Origin of the sequence: Butyrivibrio fibrisolvens (assembly GCF_023206215.1) — a bacterium.
Lineage (GTDB): Bacteria > Bacillota > Clostridia > Lachnospirales > Lachnospiraceae > Butyrivibrio > Butyrivibrio fibrisolvens_C.
In genome coordinates, this window is the sequence record NZ_CP065800.1 from 678,961 (window position 1) to 697,137 (window position 18,177).

Consider the following 18,177-nt stretch of genomic DNA (forward strand, 5'->3'; position numbering starts at 1 on the left):
TCAAGCCTCCAGCTAGGGTAGTGATAAAGTATTAAGAGGTTTACCTATGAAAAATATACGTGGTAATGCAGACAGCTCTGCCATTGATAGACTATTGGTGGATGCTTCTGATAATAATAGTAATAGCAGTGCACCAGTGGATACACAATCGCAAAACGGTCCTTCGCCGGATACCAAGGGCACTACTTCTAAGAAAAAACGTCATAAGAAAAAGAACAAAGCCGGCACTCCTGAGCAAAAGCTGGAGAAGGAGCGTTTTGGCAAGGCTGTCGCTTATATAGAGAGAATGGATCCTTCGCAGATAATAATGCAGGATGAAGAGCTTATAGATGATCTGTCAAAAGAACTTGTTAATTTCTTTAAAACTCAGAAGGTTACGTATTTCAAGTCTGAAGCTCCAATTACAGCAGACAACTACTCAGTATTTCTAGATCAGCTTGAGAAAAAGAGCATGAGCATCCTTCTAAGCAGACAACTTAGAAATGCTCTCTACGGCAAAATGGAGGATAAGATCATAGCATCCTCCAAAGAGGTCAGCGATTATATAGATTCCTGCACTACGCCAAAGCAGTCTCTGCGTATCAGAAAGCTTATAAAATCCCGCGTTTACAACAGGGTCATGGATCCTTGCTATAACATGATAAGTGCTCCTTACAGTATCAAAGATATAAGGGATATGCTGTGGTACAATCCAAGATATCACGACTTTGAAGAAGCCAAAAGGCAAGAGGAATCTGCTGCAGAGCTTCTGACTGCAAATATACTAAAAGAAATACCTGACCACTATCCGGATCTATATCCTGCTGCAAGGAGGATGAAAAGGCACTTCATCCTGCATATAGGTCCTACAAACTCCGGTAAGACCTATGATTCCATACAGGCTCTTGAAAGAGCTGCTGTCGGCATATACCTGGGGCCTTTGCGCCTTCTGGCTCATGAAGTATACGAAAAGCTCACAGCAGATGGGGTACCATGCCGTATGAAGACAGGTGAAGAGGATATATGTCCTGATATACGGGATCATCAGGCATCTACCATCGAGATGCTGGACACCGCCAAACACTACAACGTAGCTGTCATAGACGAGATACAGATGATAGCTGACAGGCAGCGCGGCCGCATGTGGACAGCTGCAATACTAGGTGTATGTGCAGATGAGGTACACCTGTGCGGCGCCCCTGAAGGCAGAGATATCGCCATCAAGCTTATTGAAGACTGCGGAGATTCCTATGAAGTCATAACCCACGAAAGGGCTACTCAGCTGGTTGTTGAAAAGGATCACTTCTCCTTCCCGGATGATGTTCAGAACAAGGATGCTCTTATCGTTTTTTCCAAAAGGAATGTGCTTGCATGCGCTGCTGAACTTCAGGGTATAGGGATATCATGCAGTATCATCTATGGCGCTCTTCCATATGATGTAAGAAAAGAAGAAGTCAGGAAGTTCACAGATGGTGAGACAAGCGTGGTTGTAGCTACAGATGCTATCGGAATGGGCATGAACCTGCCTATAAGAAGAGTTGTATTCCTTGAATCCGAGAAATTCGATGGTATGACCAAACGCCCGCTTAGAACCGAGGAGATCCTGCAGATAGGCGGTAGAGCCGGAAGACGAGGTCTATATGATATAGGCTACGTCAATGCAGAGTTTCGTAAAAATCTCATAAGAAACGCTTTCAAATCAGCTCCTGAGCCTATAGAGAAGGTGGCTCTCCCCTTCCCTGAATCACTCCTTGGCCTTGATGGAAGTCTGTCGGATATCTTCACAAGATGGGGAGCTATACAGCAAAAAAACGATGCTTTCAATCAGACAGACTTGTCTGTGGAGATCAAGCTTTGCCGCTTCCTTGAGCAGAAAACTGATGACAAGGAGCTTATATATAAGTTCATCACTATGCCTTTTGATGAAGACAACGTCAACCTTTTTATGATATGGGAAGAGATGGCTGACTGCGAGATAGAGCATGATATCTTCGATTACAGGAGGTTCATTCCGGAGGTTTTGAATACTTCCTACAATGCAGAAGACTTATCTTTCCTTGAAGAGAACTATCAGGTATGCGATCTTCTGTGCTACTATCTGACGCGTTTCGGTCTGCCTGAAGAGTATGAAGAGGTGAGCGAGGCACGGTCTGATATTGCGGTGAAGATCATGGAGGTTCTGTCCAAGCAGGAGCTTGTAAAGAGGAAGTGCCGAAGCTGCGGCAAGCAGATCAAGTGGAACTCCCCCTATAACATCTGCTCCGAATGCTACGAAAAGCATATGCGCTCACCCTTCTACGGGGGATATTGAGGGGCATATGATTGTATTCTTTTATATCATAAAAATATTTATAAATGATTAAATATTGTTACATAAACTGGCGTTGTATATATTTTCGTTATCGTTTATTATATTTTTACGCGTTATTATTTCTGTTATTATCTTAAATTAATTACTGATACTGAATCTTGCGAAGCACTGGGAGTTTGTGTTTGATATTACTTATTCCTAAGGTTTTTGACTATATTATTTAGAATCGCGCAGTTTCGTATTTAACGCTGTATGAATTATTGAGGGTATGTAAACATTGCACAAGTATGTAGTATCAGGGATTTCATTATTAAATTCCTGATGGCTAACATGTAGCAAGTGAGGTTTTTATGGGAGAAAATTCTGTTAGGACTTTAATGGTCTATTATTCGTTTGAGGGGAATATCGAATATGTTGCTACTAAGGTTAAGGAGTATCTAGGCGCTGATATAGAACGCCTTATTCCTGATACCGAGCCGCCCAGAAAGGGCCTTGGCAAGTTCCTTGCAGGGGGGCATTCTGCTCTTTTTAATAAACTTCCAAATCTTGAAAGTCTCAAATATAATGTAAGTGACTACGATCAGCTCATTATAGCTTCGCCTGTATGGGCAGGCACTTATGCACCTTCTATAGGAGCCTTTCTTCGTGACAACAAGATACAGGGCAAGCGTATATATCTCATCGCTTCATCTGCCAGCGGCAATGCTGAGAAGATGCTTCTAAAGCTTGAAGATGCTCTTATTGGCAACAATGTTGTTGAGACTCTATCACTTCAGAATCCTTTAAAGAATACAGCTGATACCGATTCACAGATCCAGAACTTCTGTCACAGGATCAGCAACTGATAATTGGCAAGATTTTATGACGCAGTAGATAAATTCATAGACAAGTGATCTGATCAAATATGAATGAGTCAGTACACTAATATTAAGACACATAGCGAACGGCATCGATGGGGTAACATCGATGCCGTTCTTCGTTAGGGGTTAAGTGATTGGTGTTGTAACTATGACACTACAAAATGTAAGTCCTATAGATGTCGTAAGAAGACCAAAGTATGCGATGCATAAGAAGTCACGTCTTCTCCCAAGCTGTCTTAACTTGATGTCTTGTCATAAGTTACATAGGGATGATATATGGTAAAATCCGGATCGGGTAAAATCCGAATATATACCCTTAATGGGTTCTTGTATACTAATAGTATACTATTACAACTTTTTTAAAAAATCAAGAATTATAAAATCAAAAATTAGATTTTACAAAATGTAGTATTTTACAATATTTTGTGTCTTCGCTTATTTCCTTCGAAAACTATATTACATTATTTGAAACAGTTTGTCTAGTAAATATTTCAAAATTGTTACATTTATTTTTCCGCGTCGCTCAAACGCGCTGTATTACTGCACTTTATGATTTTCGAAAATCAGCTTGTTTTAAGCCTTTTTTATCAAAAATATAAAAACAATCAAATAAGGATCTTTTTCTTAATATATCAAAATGATTCTATGAGTATCTTATTGATTATAAATGATCATTTTGATCTTATATCGTATATAAAATGAGCAACTACCGGTTTACTATTACTTAACATCTAACTCCAATTTGGTTTTACATCCCGATAACGGTAATAGAATCTGTAAATTTATAACTATTTTATCAAGCCTTCACAGATTGTTCAGAGTCGCATGTTACCAACAGCTGCATTAAAATGGTATACTTATATTAATGTAAGAAGCGAAAGGATGGCTTATTATGCGTCTAAAAACAAAACTTACAATAACCGCAGTGACTATGGTACTCCTGCCTCTTTTTCTTATCACTATGGCATTCATACTGATTGGCGGTATCATGAATGAAGGCAATACCAAAAATCTCATATATGACAACACCAGGTACATGAGGATTGCCGATGATATCTTCGAGAAGATAGGTCAGGATATAGCTTCTAACCCGGATATTCTGACTGATAGCGCATACCTTGATAAGATCAATGAAGAAGTTCTTATGGAAGGTGGCTATGTGATCGTAAGGCAGTCAGGTGATATCATCAGTTACAATGGTTCTAGTAATGATGATAACGATCTAACCTTAATTTTACCTGAATACGGGAGTGGTCCGGATCATCTGAGTGGTTTTTTCTATAATGATGAAAAAAAACTCATACGGCAGTTCGATTTCACTTTGTCTGACGGAACTAACGGATCCCTTTTTATTGTGTTCTCATTGCAAACTCTGATAGCTCCTGAGTTCTTCGGATATATGTTCGTGGCTATGTGCGCTATACTGCTCCTTACGTCGCTAATACTGACTGCATGGACCAGAAGCGGTATCTTCAAGCCTTTGGGTGAACTCAATGTAGCTATGCAGAAAATCAAGGACGGCAACTTCGATTACAGGCTCAACGATTCTATGGAAAAGGGCGAGATCGGCGAGATGTATCGTAACTACGAAGACATGAGACTGCGCCTTAAGGAATCCGCCCAGGAAAAACTCGAGCACGAGCAGCAGAACAAGGAGCTGATCCGCAATATCTCACATGACCTTAAGACTCCTATTACTACTATAAGGGGTTATGCAGAGGGGCTTATGGAGGGAGTTGCAACAACTCCTGAGAAACAGCAGAAATACTTAAAGACGATCTATAACAAAGCCAATGATATGAACAATCTTATCAATGAGCTGACTTTGTATTCGTCAATTGATAATAACAGGATCCCTTATAACTTCAGGAAGCTCAATGTTGCGGACTATTTTGGTGACTGCGTTGAAGAGGTTGGAATGGATATGGAAGGCCGGGGCATCAAGCTCAACTATTCTAATCTCACTGCACCTGATACAATAGTTATAGCTGATCCCGAGCAGCTCAAGCGTGTTATCAATAATATAGTTTCTAATTCCGTCAAATACATGGACAGGAATGACGATCATGGACAGATCGATATAAGGATCCTGGATGAGGTGGATTCTATAAGGATCGAGATAGAGGACAATGGCCGCGGCATAGCCCAGAAGGACCTTGCCAATATATTCGAGCGTTTCTACAGAACCGATTCATCCCGCAATTCCAAGCATCAGGGAAGCGGTATCGGTCTATCTATAGTCAAGAAGATAATAGAAGATCATGGCGGTTATATATGGGCAACCAGCCATGAAGGTGAAGGTACGACGATGCATTTCGTACTGCGCAAATACACAGAACCAGTTACAGGAGGATACGATGAGCAGAATACTAATAGTTGAAGATGAAGAAGCTATTGCTGACCTTGAAAAAGATTACCTTGAACTTTCAGACTTTGAAGTTGAGATTGAGAACAGAGGAGACACAGGTCTTCAGAGAGCCCTGTCAGAGGACTTCGATCTTGTGATCCTGGATCTGATGCTTCCGGGAATGGATGGTTTTGAAGTGTGCAAACACATCCGTGAAAAAAAGGATATGCCGGTCCTCATGGTCTCTGCCAAGAAGGATGATATAGACAAAATAAGAGGTCTTGGACTTGGAGCTGATGACTATATTACAAAGCCTTTCTCTCCATCAGAACTTGTAGCCCGTGTTAAGGCTCACCTTTCAAGATATGACCGCCTTGTAGGCTCCGGCACTACCAAGAATGATGTCATTGAGATAAGAGGTCTTAAGATCGACAAGACAGCAAGAAGAGTATACATAGACGGCGAGGAAAAGAGCTTTACTACCAAGGAATTCGATCTTCTGACTTTCCTTGCAGAAAACCCTAACCACGTATATACCAAGGAAGAGCTCTTTAGAAAGATCTGGAATATGGACTCCGTAGGTGATATCGCAACTGTAACCGTTCATATCAAGAAAATCCGTGAAAAAGTCGAACTTGATACCTCTAACCCTCAGTATATAGAAACCATCTGGGGAGTAGGCTACAGATTTAAGGCATAAACCATATATTTGAGTTAATAGAAAACATAATATCCTCGATGGTTTTGCAAGACAACGTCCCTTACAAAGCCTTCGAGGATATTGCACCGCCGATGTTATAAGCGCGTATCAGTTTTAGTTAGCCTCTTCCTCTATCATACGTATGATGGTCTTGGTGGCATTGCGCTGACCGGAACCTGTCATACGGGCCATGTACTGGTCTCTATTTTCATAGATCTCGTGTATCTTCTCTATAAGTATGTCTTCATCAAGGTCTTCACTTAATATAACTTCAGAGAATCCCTGCTGCTCAAATGACTTGGCATTAAGTTCCTGATCGCCTCTTGAGTTCTTGCTGGAAAGAGGTATGAGAAGGTTGGGCTTATGAAGTGCCAATAGCTCGCAGATTGAGTTAGCGCCTGCTCTTGACACTACAATATCTGCAAGAGCGAAGAGGTCTTTGAGCTCAGCCTTAACATATTCAAACTGCTTGTAGCCAGGTACATCCAGACGCATATTGTCCATTTTGTCCTTGCCGCAGATGTGTATCACGTTGAAATAAGGAAGGATCCTGGGAAGGGCTTCACGTACAACTTCATTGACAGACTGCGCACCAAGGCTTCCTCCTATTACCATGAGAACAGGCTTGGAATCTGTGAATCCGCAGAGCATCTTGCCGGCCATGGCTTTACCTGTCATAAGTTCATCGCGGATAGGTGTACCTGTAAGAACTGCCTTGTCAGCAGGAAGGTACTTCATGGTCTCCGGGAAGTTACAGCATATCTTCCTTGCAGAGCGGACGCAGAGCTTGTTGGCAAGTCCGGGAGTAAGATCTGATTCATGAAGGATGCACGGGATCTTAAGTCCTGCTGCCGCATTAACAACCGGCACGCTTACAAATCCTCCTTTGGAAAAAAGAACATCAGGCTTTTCTTTTTTGAGGATTTTCCTTGCCTGGGCAAATCCCTTAATAACTCTAAAAGGATCCGTAAAATTCTTGGCATCAAAATATCTACGGAACTTACCTGTAGATATTCCATAATATTTAATGTCAAAATCGGCGATGAGTTTTTTCTCAATACCGTCATAAGATCCTATGTAGATGATCTCATATCCCTTCTCTTTGAGATATGGTATAAGAGCTATGTTGGGCGTAACATGTCCTGCTGTTCCGCCGCCTGTGAGTACTATTTTTTTTGCCAAATCAACACCTCTAAAATCCCGCATTTAAAGTGGCGCTATAAACATGATCCGGTGTATTGTCTCATCCATATTTGATCAGATATAAATAAGCTATAACACCTTTTTTCATCCGCCTTGCAGGAACTTTGTTTTCTTATGATGTACAGGTCAAAAGACTCTTTTGACACTCAGATAAATATGTATTCCCGAAATAATATTCTTAAATATCAAAGATATATTTATGCGTTAACTGCTGCTTTTAAAGCCTGTGCCAGCTGATCAGGGCATGATGTTGGCTTGAAGCCGCACTTAATGCCTTCAAGTCTTGCGATGGCATCGCTTGCCTTCATTCCTTCTACGAGCTTGGATATGCCCTGAAGGTTACCGTTGCATCCGCCTGTAAATGATACAGACTTTATGATATCGCCGTCCATATCAAGCTTGATCTGTGTTGAGCATGTGCCCTTGGTCTTATAAACTGTTTCCATAGTATATTATCTCCTAAGCCATTTAGAACTTTATATTACCGGTTCTTGAATTATCCTACATTTTGCAATTTTTAATTGTATCACATTAGCTGTTAAGATGCGACCATCATAATTTACAAACAAGATTAGTAAGTTGATCACGTAAATAGTACTTACAGATTCTGGCTTTCAACTTGAGCAGTGCTGCATCACCGATGGATCATCCAAATAAAAACCCCTGCCAAACGGGGAGATGGCAGGGGTTTTCATTACATCATTTATTATTGGTATCGCAAGCGATCAACACCTATAAGAAGCCAAAATTAGTTACCAGCTACTACGAATACGAAGTATACGTTACCAGCTGCATCAGAAGCAATGTGGCATCCAAGAGCTGTAACTCTATTGTGGCCAAGTACATCTGTTGATCTTGGATATGCAACCTGAATCATAACAGGTGCAAGTTCTTCATATGTAAGTCCCTTAGCATATGCTGCAGGAAGCTTTAAGCATGTGAATCCGCCAATTGTATAGTTAAGACCATACTGTGCGAAGAGAGCGTTCATTGTGTTTGTGACAGCATTAACGTCTCCACCAGCCATGTATGTGTTCATGATGTTAGTAGCCATAGAATCAAGGTTCTTGTCATGTGTTACTGCGCCAAGACCTGATGCTGCACGAAGTGTGCTGAGCTGACCTGCTGCATAGTCATGATATGTTGTTGTTGCTGCAGGTGCAGGTGTTGTGGATGTTGTCTTTACAGATGTAACTGCTTCACCAGCTGCTGCTGTAGCTGAAGGCTTACGACCTTCCTTCTGACCATATGTAAGGTAGTGGTTGAGAAGTGCCTGAGCATCTGTTCCGCATGCTGCTGCTACATCAGGATATGTTGTAGCATAGTAAGTAGGATCGAATTCTGCTGCAAATGTTGTGATAGTTGTAGCTGCTCCTGCTCCTGTTACGATCATTGCTGCTGCACTAAGTGCTGTGAATGTCTTTAAAAGCTTGTTCTTTAACATAAATATTCCCTCCGGCGTCTGTCGCCCCTCTTATTTTTTAAGTCAAAACTATTTTGACTTTGCGTTTTTGGATTGCGGTATTTCGCAAACCGTGATCTCATTATAAGTTAAAAAAACTGTTTGTAAACCCTTTTTAGATAGAACGTCATTTTCACCCGACGAAATGCATTTTGTCGTGACGAATGACATGTACGCATCCGATGCCATATCCCTTATCAGATAAAAAATCCCTTTATTTCATAAGAAATGTGGATAAATGTTATGGTTTCCATTTGCCTTACTGTATGCTATAATTTTCACTGTGATATTATTTTCACAAACACTTTTTTGAAACCGTTTTTTAAAAGGAGGATTTCATTATGTTAGTAAATGCAGCTGACATGCTTAAAAAAGCTAAAGCCGGACATTATGCAGTAGGTCACTTCAACATCAACAACCTTGAGTGGACTAAGGCTATTCTGCTTACAGCAAAAGAACTCAGAAGCCCTGTTATCCTTGGTGTATCTGAAGGCGCAGGCAAGTACATGGGTGGTTATCATGTTGTTGTAAACATGGTTAACGGACTCTTAAAGGATCTCGACATCGACGTTCCTGTAGCTCTTCACCTTGACCACGGTTCATACGAAGGATGCTACAAGTGCATCGAGGCTGGTTTCTCTTCAATCATGTTCGACGGATCACACTATCCGATCGCTGAGAACATCGAGAAGACTAAGGAACTTGTTAAGGCAGCTCACGACAGAGGACTTTCTATCGAGGCTGAAGTTGGTGCTATCGGCGGAGAAGAAGATGGCGTAATCGGTAAGGGTGAGTGCGCTGATCCTAACGAGTGCAAGCAGATCGCTGATCTTGGCGTTGACTTCCTTGCAGCTGGTATCGGTAACATCCACGGCAAGTATCCTGATAACTGGGAAGGTCTTTCATTCGAGACTCTTGATTCTATCCAGCAGCTCACAGGTGAGCTTCCACTTGTTCTTCACGGTGGTACAGGTATCCCTGCAGAGATGGTTAAGAAGGCTATCACACTTGGTGTTTCTAAGGTTAACGTTAACACAGAGTGCCAGCTTGCTTTTGCTGAAGCTACAAGAAAGTATATTGAGGCAGGTAAGGATCTTGAAGGTAAGGGATTCGATCCTAGAAAGCTTCTTGCTCCTGGCTTCGAAGCTATCAAGGCTACAGTTAAAGAGAAGATGGAAATGTTCGGTTCTGTTGGTAAGGCTGACGAATAATCCTTTTAATTTGACTATATTAAAACCGGTCGCTTGTTGGCGGCCGGTTTTTTGATTAATCTATTCAGTTTTTCTTATAAGATTAAATATCTTTCTGTACGTGCAGTATCAGATTATTTTTATGACTTACTGCATCAGATCTTTTTCTTGCATCGTCTTTTTCATATCTTATTGAATCAAATCTTTTTCTTCCATCGTCTTTTTCATATATTACTGCATCAGATTCCTCTTAACATGAATGAGAACTTAAAGGTCTTGCCCTTTTCTACAGGGAGTCTGAATTCGGGATGTGTAAGTGATCCCCAGGTATTGTCACCTGCTATTCCAAGCTGTCCTATCGATGCTCTTACAACCGTATGGTGGATAGGAGGAAGCTCGAAGTGGTGGGCTGCATTCTCTATCTCATGAGGCGTCCATGGGAGCGCAGAAAAGCTCATTCCTTCAGGAAGTTCAGTAGCAAGGAGCAGTCCTCGTCCCCTTTCGTCGGTTACAGATGCAAATCTTACGCCAGCATGGTTGCCTGATTCCTGAGGCAGAAGGTATGGTGCAAGCTGCGTAGCAGCCTTTCCTTCATACATAGAGAGCTTAGCTCCTGCCATCTTGTCAGAATATGTCTCTTCAGGTCCGTATCCATACCACTTAAGATTGTCGTAGTCGGCATTCATCTTGAAGATCATACCAAACTCAGGCATCTCTATAAGACCCTCGACAGGATCGTAGGAAAGAGTGATCCTGATACTTCCATCTCCGTATACATCATAGGTTACGAAGCACTCAGCTTCAGGACTTGTCTGGAGCTTATAATTGTAGCTGATGCTGACGTGATCTTCATGTTCCTTGACTTCGAATGGAGTTCCTCCAAGGAAGTGCTCATACTGGGTATAGATATCATATTTTGGCATGAGATACATGCTGGCAATCTTCCACTGGGCATAGCGGGCAGGTGCTCCGTTACCATAATCGTTCTGAGTAGGTGCTCTCCAGAAGTTAGGAAGAACCTTGGACTCAAGCAACTCTTTGCCCATATATTTATAACTTGTAAGTGCTGAGCCTTCTGTAAACAGAGCTTCGAAGTTCTCACCCTTGATGCCTACGTTGCAAAGACCGTAAGTTACTGTATATGGCTTATTCTCTCCAAAGGTTATATCTATGCTGTTTCCAAACTCGTCTTCAGGGATGATGATCTTATTAAGCAGTGCTTCATCATTAGCTTCACTATCATCAGATCCAGCATCCACAGCTTCTGATTCTGATTCCGGAAGCTGATCATTCATAGCCAAATCCAGTTCTTCTTCGCTTCCTACAATGTATTCAGGGCCATTCTCAACCATGAATACATCTTCGCCGAAGGCTACTTCATAGCCGGCCTTTGCGTATCTTGTGTCTTCTTTTAGAAGGAAGGATACTCTTATTACATATTCGCCTTCTTTGTTGCAGATCTCGCCGTAACCTATTTTCTCTTCAAGAGATAATCCGAATACTTCCTGCTGCCCGGGCTCAACAGATACGATGTAGTCCTTCTGATATTCAGTCTTACCATACCTTTCTACGCACAGCCTCATTATGTACTGGTCTGTGTTGGTAAAAAGAGTCCTGTTGCGGACTGTGACTGTATCTGCGTCCTCATCTACTATCACTGCAAAGGGCTGGTAGTTGTACTTGACGCTCTGCATCTTGGGAGAAGGCTTTCTTTCATCGCCGCCAAAGGCTATACCATTACCGCAGAAGTCGTTGTCATTGGGCCTTTCGCCAAAGTCTCCGCCATAACCCTGGAACTCTACTCCATAGCGGTCCTTCCTTATAATGGACTGGTCTATATAATCCCAGATAAAACCTCCCTGATACAAAGGCTCCTCTTCCGTAAGATCGGTATACTTGTACATAGCGCCGCAGGAATTGCCCATTGCATGGGTGTACTCGCAGCATATGAAGGGCTTGTCCCTGTGCTCTTTGAGATAATCTTTTATCTCAGCGACAGGAGGATACATGCGGGATTCCATGTCGGAAGTATCATTGTATCTTCTGTCATGGCATATGCCTTCATAGTGGACAAGTCTTGTAGGATCTGTATGCCTGAAATATTCGGACAGCTCGTATATGACTTTGCCGCCAAAAGCTTCATTGCCGCAGGACCAGATGATAACTGAAGGGTGATTCTTGTCACGCTCCAGCATCGATGTTCCTCTGTCTATGAGCATATCAAGCCAGTCCTCGTTGTCATATGGAACCATGTAGCTTTGGGGCTTTTTGCCCTGACCTGCCGCATCCCAGGTTCCATGTGTCTCAAGATTGGTCTCATCTATAACATAGAGACCATATCTGTCACAAAGCTTGTACATATAGCTGTTATTAGGATAGTGGCTCATACGAAGGGCGTTGATGTTATTCCTCTTCATGTTGATAACATCTGTCTCCATATCCTTTTGGCTAAGAGCTCGTCCTGTCCTTGCAGAGAACTCATGACGGTCAGTTCCATTGAAGACTATGCGCTTACCATTAAGATACATGATGTGGTCATCACCCATCACAAATTCTCTAAAGCCCACTTCCTGAAGGATAGTACCGCATTCTGCACCGTTTTCATCATATAAGGTTATGATAAGGGCATAGAGACTTGGATCCTCTGCACTCCAAAGACTTGGATTATCGGCTGTAAGTGTGACCTCTGTCTTTTTGGAGCATAGATTTCTTGAATCTTCTTTGATATCTTCTGTCCATTCGGTATCTATAGAGCATATCTCATCTCCGTCTGCTGCCTGAATATTAAGATCTCTGTCCCATTTTTCCTTAAAAAGGCTAAGGCTCATCTGACCACTTCCACAGCCCTTGAGGGTTACATGGAGTTTACCTTTTGTATAATCATCTGTAAGTTCAGTTACGACCTTAATATCATATACGTCCATGCCGCTAATGTCACAATCGCCGTTTTTACCAGCGGACGCAGCTGTTATTGCTCCCTCTGATCCTACTACGCCGCAGCCCTTATCTGATGCACTTGACGTTCTGGTAAAAAGGGTCACATCCCTGAATATACCGGAGAATCTGAACATATCCTGATCCTCCATCCAGCTTCCTGCATTGTACTTAAATACCTGCACGGCGAGCTTGTTCTCACCATCTTCCTTCATGCAATCTGTAAGATCGAATTCCTTGGCGTCAAAAGAGCTGGAGCTATATCCAACATATACTCCGTTAAGCCACAGTGCAAAAGCGCTCTCTACACCGTCAAATCTTATGTAAAGGCCATGGTTTATAAAGCCCTTTGGAATTGTAAAGTACTTAACATAATTGCCTACAGGATGGTCCTTGGTTGGGATCATCGGAGGGTCGATGTCCTCATGTCCGTCCCATGGATACTGAACATTGACATACTGCGCTACGCCATAGCCTTCCAGCTGCATATGCGCAGGCACTCTTATATCAGCCCATCCATGGCAGTCTACCTTTGGATCTTCAAAATCTTTGGGAAGGTCATTTAGATTAGCGGAATATCTGAATTTCCAGCTTCCGTTCAAAGACATGCGGTATGAGCTTACCTCATCCCATGCTTCCTGAACATTTTTGCAAATGATGTGATCTGAATGAGCCGGGAGACGCCCGTCTGCGAAGTATCCCGGATCTGTTAGTTTAGAATAATCAAAAGTCCCCATATTATATAACCTCATAATAATATATTTAAGTTGTCCGTTTTCAATTATAGGTGTCAAAAGATATATCTAAGTCCTGGTGTACCGCCCTATTCATATTTGCTCATACATGAACGAATCATCACACTGGTTAAAGCCTTATATATCTTCTGACACCTATTTCATTATAATTTATGTATCCTGTATTTGTTATTATTTATTTGCTTTTAATTATCAGAAATTATTGTGTGAAAGGAAGTCATCGACCTTCTTCCAGTATTTCTTGGAATCTATCCAGACTCCTTCTATGTGCTTTGCTCCCAGAGTCATACAGAACTCCTTCTTGCATGCTGCTGCATCGAAGAGCTCACGGCACATGTGAGGCTTAACGAATTCATCAGCATCTCCATGAAGGAAAAGAGTTGGAGTCTTGGAATTTTTGACAGCATCTATAGGTCTTATCTTATAGATATCGTATCCTGCACGAACCTTGACTTCAAAGCGAAGAAGCGGGATTGCAAGCCATCTTGGAATAGCTGCTATCTTCTTATCAAGACCTTCATAGACTTCTTCGAACTCGTCCTTAACACTTGTATAGGAGCTGTCTGATATCGCACATATGACGTTCTCCGGAAGAGACTCTCCTGTTACAAGGAGTGTTGTAGCTGCGCCCATGGATGTTCCATGAAGGAGTATCCTGGCATCCTTGTCTCTTTTGATGATCCAGTATATCCACTCTATTATGTCATAACGGTCATCGTGGCCATATCCTATATAATCGCCCTCGCTCTGTCCGAAACCTCTAAGGTCAGGAAGGAGTATGTTCCAGCCTTTCCCTGCATATTCCTGGGCATAAATTCCCATTCCTTCTGAACTGTCCCAGATGCCGTGGATAAGGACTACGTAGTGGTGCTCGCCATCATTGCCCGGAATATAGCTTGCATGAAGACGAAGAGAATCTATAGAACTGATATATATGTCTCTTTTGGATTCATGATTCCTGACCCATCTACGACCTCTTGTTACAAGTTCTGATGAATCGGGATCTTCATCTGTACGCTGCCTTGGCTTTATCGCATAGTCATAGAGTTTATTGCCTGCAAAAGCACCCCCAAATAAAATACCTGATATTACACTAAGAAGTACGAAACCTGTCTTTTTACTCATATATATCCTCTTCCTTAAGTATTATTCATTACGAATCATGAAGTTTTCTCTATAATCATCAGTATATCTTATTTACTGTCAAATTGCATCCCGGGCTCTTATTAGAATTGCGGATATATTATCTTTTTCACCTTCGTATTTGAGCTTTTCAATATGGTCCTTTAATACGCTTTCTATTTTATTGTCCAAATCTTTACCAGAGCTTAAATCGGAATTCTTATCATAACCTGATACGTTCATGATCCTGACCATATCATTTGGAGTAGTCTTGCGCCAGAATCCGTCGCAGCACAGAAGGAATGACTCGTCCCTTCCTATGATCCCTCTGGAAAAATATGGATCAAGCGTCCCTACAGCTCCTATGCACTGGAGGAGGACACTTTTCATAGGGCTTATCTGTGCTTCCTTAAGTGTCATACGCCCTTCGTCCATCTGTTTCTGGACATAGGAATGGTCATGAGTGATACAGGAAACCTTTTTATTGGTATACTTATATATTCTGGAATCACCTATGTTCATGGCAAGGTATTCTCTTCCGATGATGATGATCATACATACAGTGGTTCCTACACTTGCGCGCTTCTGGATTCCGTATTCCATGAGCCTTTCATTCATCTGGGTAGAGATATAGGTCCAGTTGCCTTTGATAAGCTCGATGGGATCATATCTGTTATCACTGGATTCATCCAGTTTTCTGGTATCATCTTCATTGGTAAGGATACCGGGAAGCTCATTATAAAACCAGTCTTCCATCCTCCTGACATATGAAGCACTGGCGATCTCTCCAAAAGACAGACCACCGCAGCCGTCGCATATAAGGCCAAAAGCGATACGTCCATGTTCTTTGGTCATGGCTACTTTTAGCATCATTGCGTCCTGATTTATTTCTTTTACTGTCCCTTTATCTGTTACTAGTCCGGTTGTAAAAAACATTTATTAGCTCTTTCTTTATTTATTGTTAGTAATATACACCTCGTCCTTCTCAACAACGAATGAACCATTATTATCAAAAGACTTAGAACCTTCCGCTTCAAGTAGTACAGTTTCTTCGCTGCCCATAAGACCGATTGGCATTGTTTCATGTTTTCTTTCGTTTTGAGAAGGATCTGCATTATAGTCTGATTGCTTCATGGGCATTGTCTGCATCTGTCCTATATTCTGAGTTATGTTGGAATCCATAAAGCCGGCATTTTGCAATACTCGCGCTCCGGGAGCGACATTGGATCCATCAGACAGGCCTTCTTCTGTTTCTCTTTTGGCCATTTTCTCTATTCTGGCCACTTCTTTTTTAACACCGATTCCTGTAAGAACTATTATTTCGTGCCTTATATGCATTTTGAACCACAGGAAAACCGAAATTACGAAAAACACTGCTGTCACGCCCAGTAAAATATAGGCTGTCCTGTGATACATCATGGAGGTTTTACTAATCGTCTCAACGCTCGCATCGCCGGTAAACAGAACATATAAATTATTGATATTCATAACAAACTTAATCCTTTATCTATTTTCACTCTTTACTAAAAGCTCCTTCAACAGCTTTATATGCAAGATCAAGATTCTTGTACAGATTCTGTTTGAGAGGATTGATCCTGTCTTCATCCTCAGCTGTAGCTATAATATCTGTTTCGAGTCTGTTACTTATATTATCAAGCTGAGCCATCATCTCTTCATATGTGATACCGGCCTTTTTGAATTTGGTAGCATGCTTGTTGATCTGGGCTACCATCTCTTTATAGACCATGAGTGCTGTTGTGGTGTTGTCCTGCGTTGCTATATCTCCCGTAGTTATCTCCACCATATCTTCCCAGTACTGGGCATAACTTACAACTTCATCGCCGCTTGGACGTGTCCTTCCGATATCCGAATAGTATGAAGCTATCTTGCCTAGTCTTTGGGCCCTTCCTACCTTGACCTCGTCAAGTGTCTCAGATGCCATGGCTATATTGAACCACTTGGTTGACATAGGCTTGTTGCCGGCTCCGTCATAGCAGTAAAAATACGCAAGCGCAAGCCTGTATGCAAACTCATCATATGCTTCCGGATTGGTAGAGAGCATCTGCTCATAGGTTCTCTTATCATCGTACTTGGTAATAAGAAGCTTTCTTAGCTGCTCTTCTTCCTCAGGAGTAAATACATCATCCATAAGATAAGACTGATTCAGAAGCTCTATAAATGCAGTACCATCGGTAGGATCTAATGAGATAGCTTCTTCGTATTTCTCGATCTGCTGGGAGACTTCAGGCCTGCTTCTTGCTTCTTCAAGATATGAATCGTAGCTTTCATTTCTGATCTTGCCTGCAGATGTCATAAAATATGCCGCTGCAGCAGCGCTGAAAACTGTAATAAAAGATGTGATGCCAAACATAGCGACTCTTAGCCTGGCTCTTTTTCTATAATTCTTATCAAGCTCGCTATAGTGTTCGAGATCATACATAACCTCGGCACTTGACTGGTATCTGTCTTTGGGATTGAGCTGGGTGCATTTAAGTATGATCTTCTCAAGACCTGCCGAAAGAGACGGATTCCACTGTCTTATGGGATACATCTCATAGGGCGCTTCACAGGGATTATGACCTGTGACCAGATGATACAATGTTGCTCCAAGGTTATAGATATCCGTCCTTTCGTCAGTCTGGCCTCTTCCGCCAAACTGCTCCGGTGCGGCGTAGCCTCTTGTACCAAGGCATGTGGTATCTTCTATACTGTCCTGTTTGTAGGTTCTGGCTGTTCCAAAGTCGATCAGGGTGATGGTTCCGTCAGGTTTTAACATTATGTTGGCGGGTTTTAGATCTCTGTAGATGATCGGCTGCGTCCTTGTATGTAGATAAGACAGAACATTGCACAGCTCCTTGGCCCACTCTATTACCTTGTCCTGAGGCTGAGCACCGTACTCAGCAAGGGTTCTGTAAAGGGTGTTGCCTTCTATATAGTCCATAACTATGAGGAAGCATTCATCTGTGTCTATAACATCGACAATACTGGGAAGATACGGGTGTGAGAGCTGTTTGAGCATGTCAGTCTCCATGACAAGGCTCTGTTTGACTACTTCATAATTTTTGACTCCGTTTTTCCTGACTTCCTTGATAGCCCAGGGTTTATTGGCTCTTTCATTGATCGCAAGATAGACAGTGCTCATACCTCCCTGTCCGATTATACTCAGTATCTTGTATTTTCCATCAATAAGTGATCCGATCTGTAACATAAAAACCTCTTATCTTTTTTGGCAGTTAACTGCCAGAAAAGAATTATTCCTAAAAAACAATGATTTAGATATGATATTATGTCATTCCTGTGCGATTAATTCAATA

General features: G+C 41.9%; 13 protein-coding genes. 5 read left to right on the forward strand and 8 right to left on the reverse strand.

Going from position 1 to position 18,177, the window contains the following annotated elements; genetic code table 11:
* Window positions 1-46: 46 nt before the first annotated feature.
* The 4 genes from I7804_RS02790 (at window position 47) to I7804_RS02805 (ending at window position 6,197) form a co-directional block, all read left to right on the forward strand.
* Window positions 47-2,290 carry a helicase-related protein gene (locus tag I7804_RS02790; protein ID WP_248404818.1) on the forward strand — a complete coding sequence of 748 codons (2,244 nt, stop codon included), beginning with the start codon at window positions 47-49 and terminating at the stop codon, window positions 2,288-2,290.
* 350 nt (window positions 2,291-2,640) lie between these two features.
* Window positions 2,641-3,135, forward strand: a complete 495-nt coding sequence (locus I7804_RS02795) for a flavodoxin family protein (RefSeq protein ID WP_051213013.1) — start codon at window positions 2,641-2,643, stop codon at window positions 3,133-3,135.
* Between the two features lie 907 nt (window positions 3,136-4,042).
* The gene (locus tag I7804_RS02800; protein ID WP_022754672.1) at window positions 4,043-5,530 is read left to right on the forward strand and encodes a sensor histidine kinase; all 1,488 of its coding nucleotides are present in this window, start codon (window positions 4,043-4,045) and stop codon (window positions 5,528-5,530) included.
* Window positions 5,508-6,197, forward strand: a complete 690-nt coding sequence (locus I7804_RS02805; protein ID WP_027207415.1) for a response regulator transcription factor — start codon at window positions 5,508-5,510, stop codon at window positions 6,195-6,197. Before I7804_RS02800 ends, I7804_RS02805 begins: the two co-directional genes overlap by 23 nt.
* Before the next feature lie 114 nt (window positions 6,198-6,311).
* On the opposite strand, the gene I7804_RS02810 is transcribed toward I7804_RS02805, so the two are convergent.
* The 3 genes from I7804_RS02810 to I7804_RS02820 all read right to left on the reverse strand — a co-directional run bounded on the left by I7804_RS02810 (window position 6,312) and on the right by I7804_RS02820 (window position 8,844).
* Complete coding sequence (locus tag I7804_RS02810; RefSeq protein WP_242994387.1) at window positions 6,312-7,379, reverse strand: undecaprenyldiphospho-muramoylpentapeptide beta-N-acetylglucosaminyltransferase; 1,068 nt, start codon at window positions 7,377-7,379, stop codon at window positions 6,312-6,314.
* Between the two features lie 218 nt (window positions 7,380-7,597).
* Complete coding sequence (locus I7804_RS02815) at window positions 7,598-7,846, reverse strand: TIGR03905 family TSCPD domain-containing protein (protein ID WP_022754675.1); 249 nt, start codon at window positions 7,844-7,846, stop codon at window positions 7,598-7,600.
* 302 nt (window positions 7,847-8,148) lie between these two features.
* Complete coding sequence (locus I7804_RS02820; protein ID WP_022754676.1) at window positions 8,149-8,844, reverse strand: hypothetical protein; 696 nt, start codon at window positions 8,842-8,844, stop codon at window positions 8,149-8,151.
* A 359-nt stretch (window positions 8,845-9,203) separates the two neighbouring features.
* On the opposite strand from I7804_RS02820, the gene fba reads away from it, so the two are divergent.
* Window positions 9,204-10,073: a class II fructose-1,6-bisphosphate aldolase gene (gene fba / locus I7804_RS02825; RefSeq protein WP_027218983.1), complete on the forward strand. Its 870-nt coding sequence runs from the start codon at window positions 9,204-9,206 to the stop codon at window positions 10,071-10,073.
* Between the two features lie 218 nt (window positions 10,074-10,291).
* On the opposite strand, the gene I7804_RS02830 is transcribed toward fba, so the two are convergent.
* The 5 genes from I7804_RS02830 to I7804_RS02850 all read right to left on the reverse strand — a co-directional run bounded on the left by I7804_RS02830 (window position 10,292) and on the right by I7804_RS02850 (window position 18,071).
* Window positions 10,292-13,738, reverse strand: coding sequence for a glycoside hydrolase family 2 TIM barrel-domain containing protein (locus I7804_RS02830; protein WP_248404820.1), 3,447 nt, complete (start codon window positions 13,736-13,738; stop codon window positions 10,292-10,294).
* A gap of 195 nt (window positions 13,739-13,933) precedes the next feature.
* Window positions 13,934-14,866 carry an alpha/beta hydrolase gene (locus I7804_RS02835; protein ID WP_051199599.1) on the reverse strand — a complete coding sequence of 311 codons (933 nt, stop codon included), beginning with the start codon at window positions 14,864-14,866 and terminating at the stop codon, window positions 13,934-13,936.
* 78 nt (window positions 14,867-14,944) lie between these two features.
* Window positions 14,945-15,799 (reverse strand): PP2C family protein-serine/threonine phosphatase, encoded by an 855-nt coding sequence (locus tag I7804_RS02840; RefSeq protein WP_248404822.1) that lies wholly within the window; start codon window positions 15,797-15,799, stop codon window positions 14,945-14,947.
* A 15-nt stretch (window positions 15,800-15,814) separates the two neighbouring features.
* Window positions 15,815-16,351 (reverse strand): hypothetical protein, encoded by a 537-nt coding sequence (locus I7804_RS02845; RefSeq protein ID WP_248404824.1) that lies wholly within the window; start codon window positions 16,349-16,351, stop codon window positions 15,815-15,817.
* Window positions 16,352-16,376: 25 nt separating this feature from the next.
* Window positions 16,377-18,071, reverse strand: a complete 1,695-nt coding sequence (locus tag I7804_RS02850; RefSeq protein ID WP_248404825.1) for a serine/threonine protein kinase — start codon at window positions 18,069-18,071, stop codon at window positions 16,377-16,379.
* Window positions 18,072-18,177 lie beyond the last annotated feature (106 nt).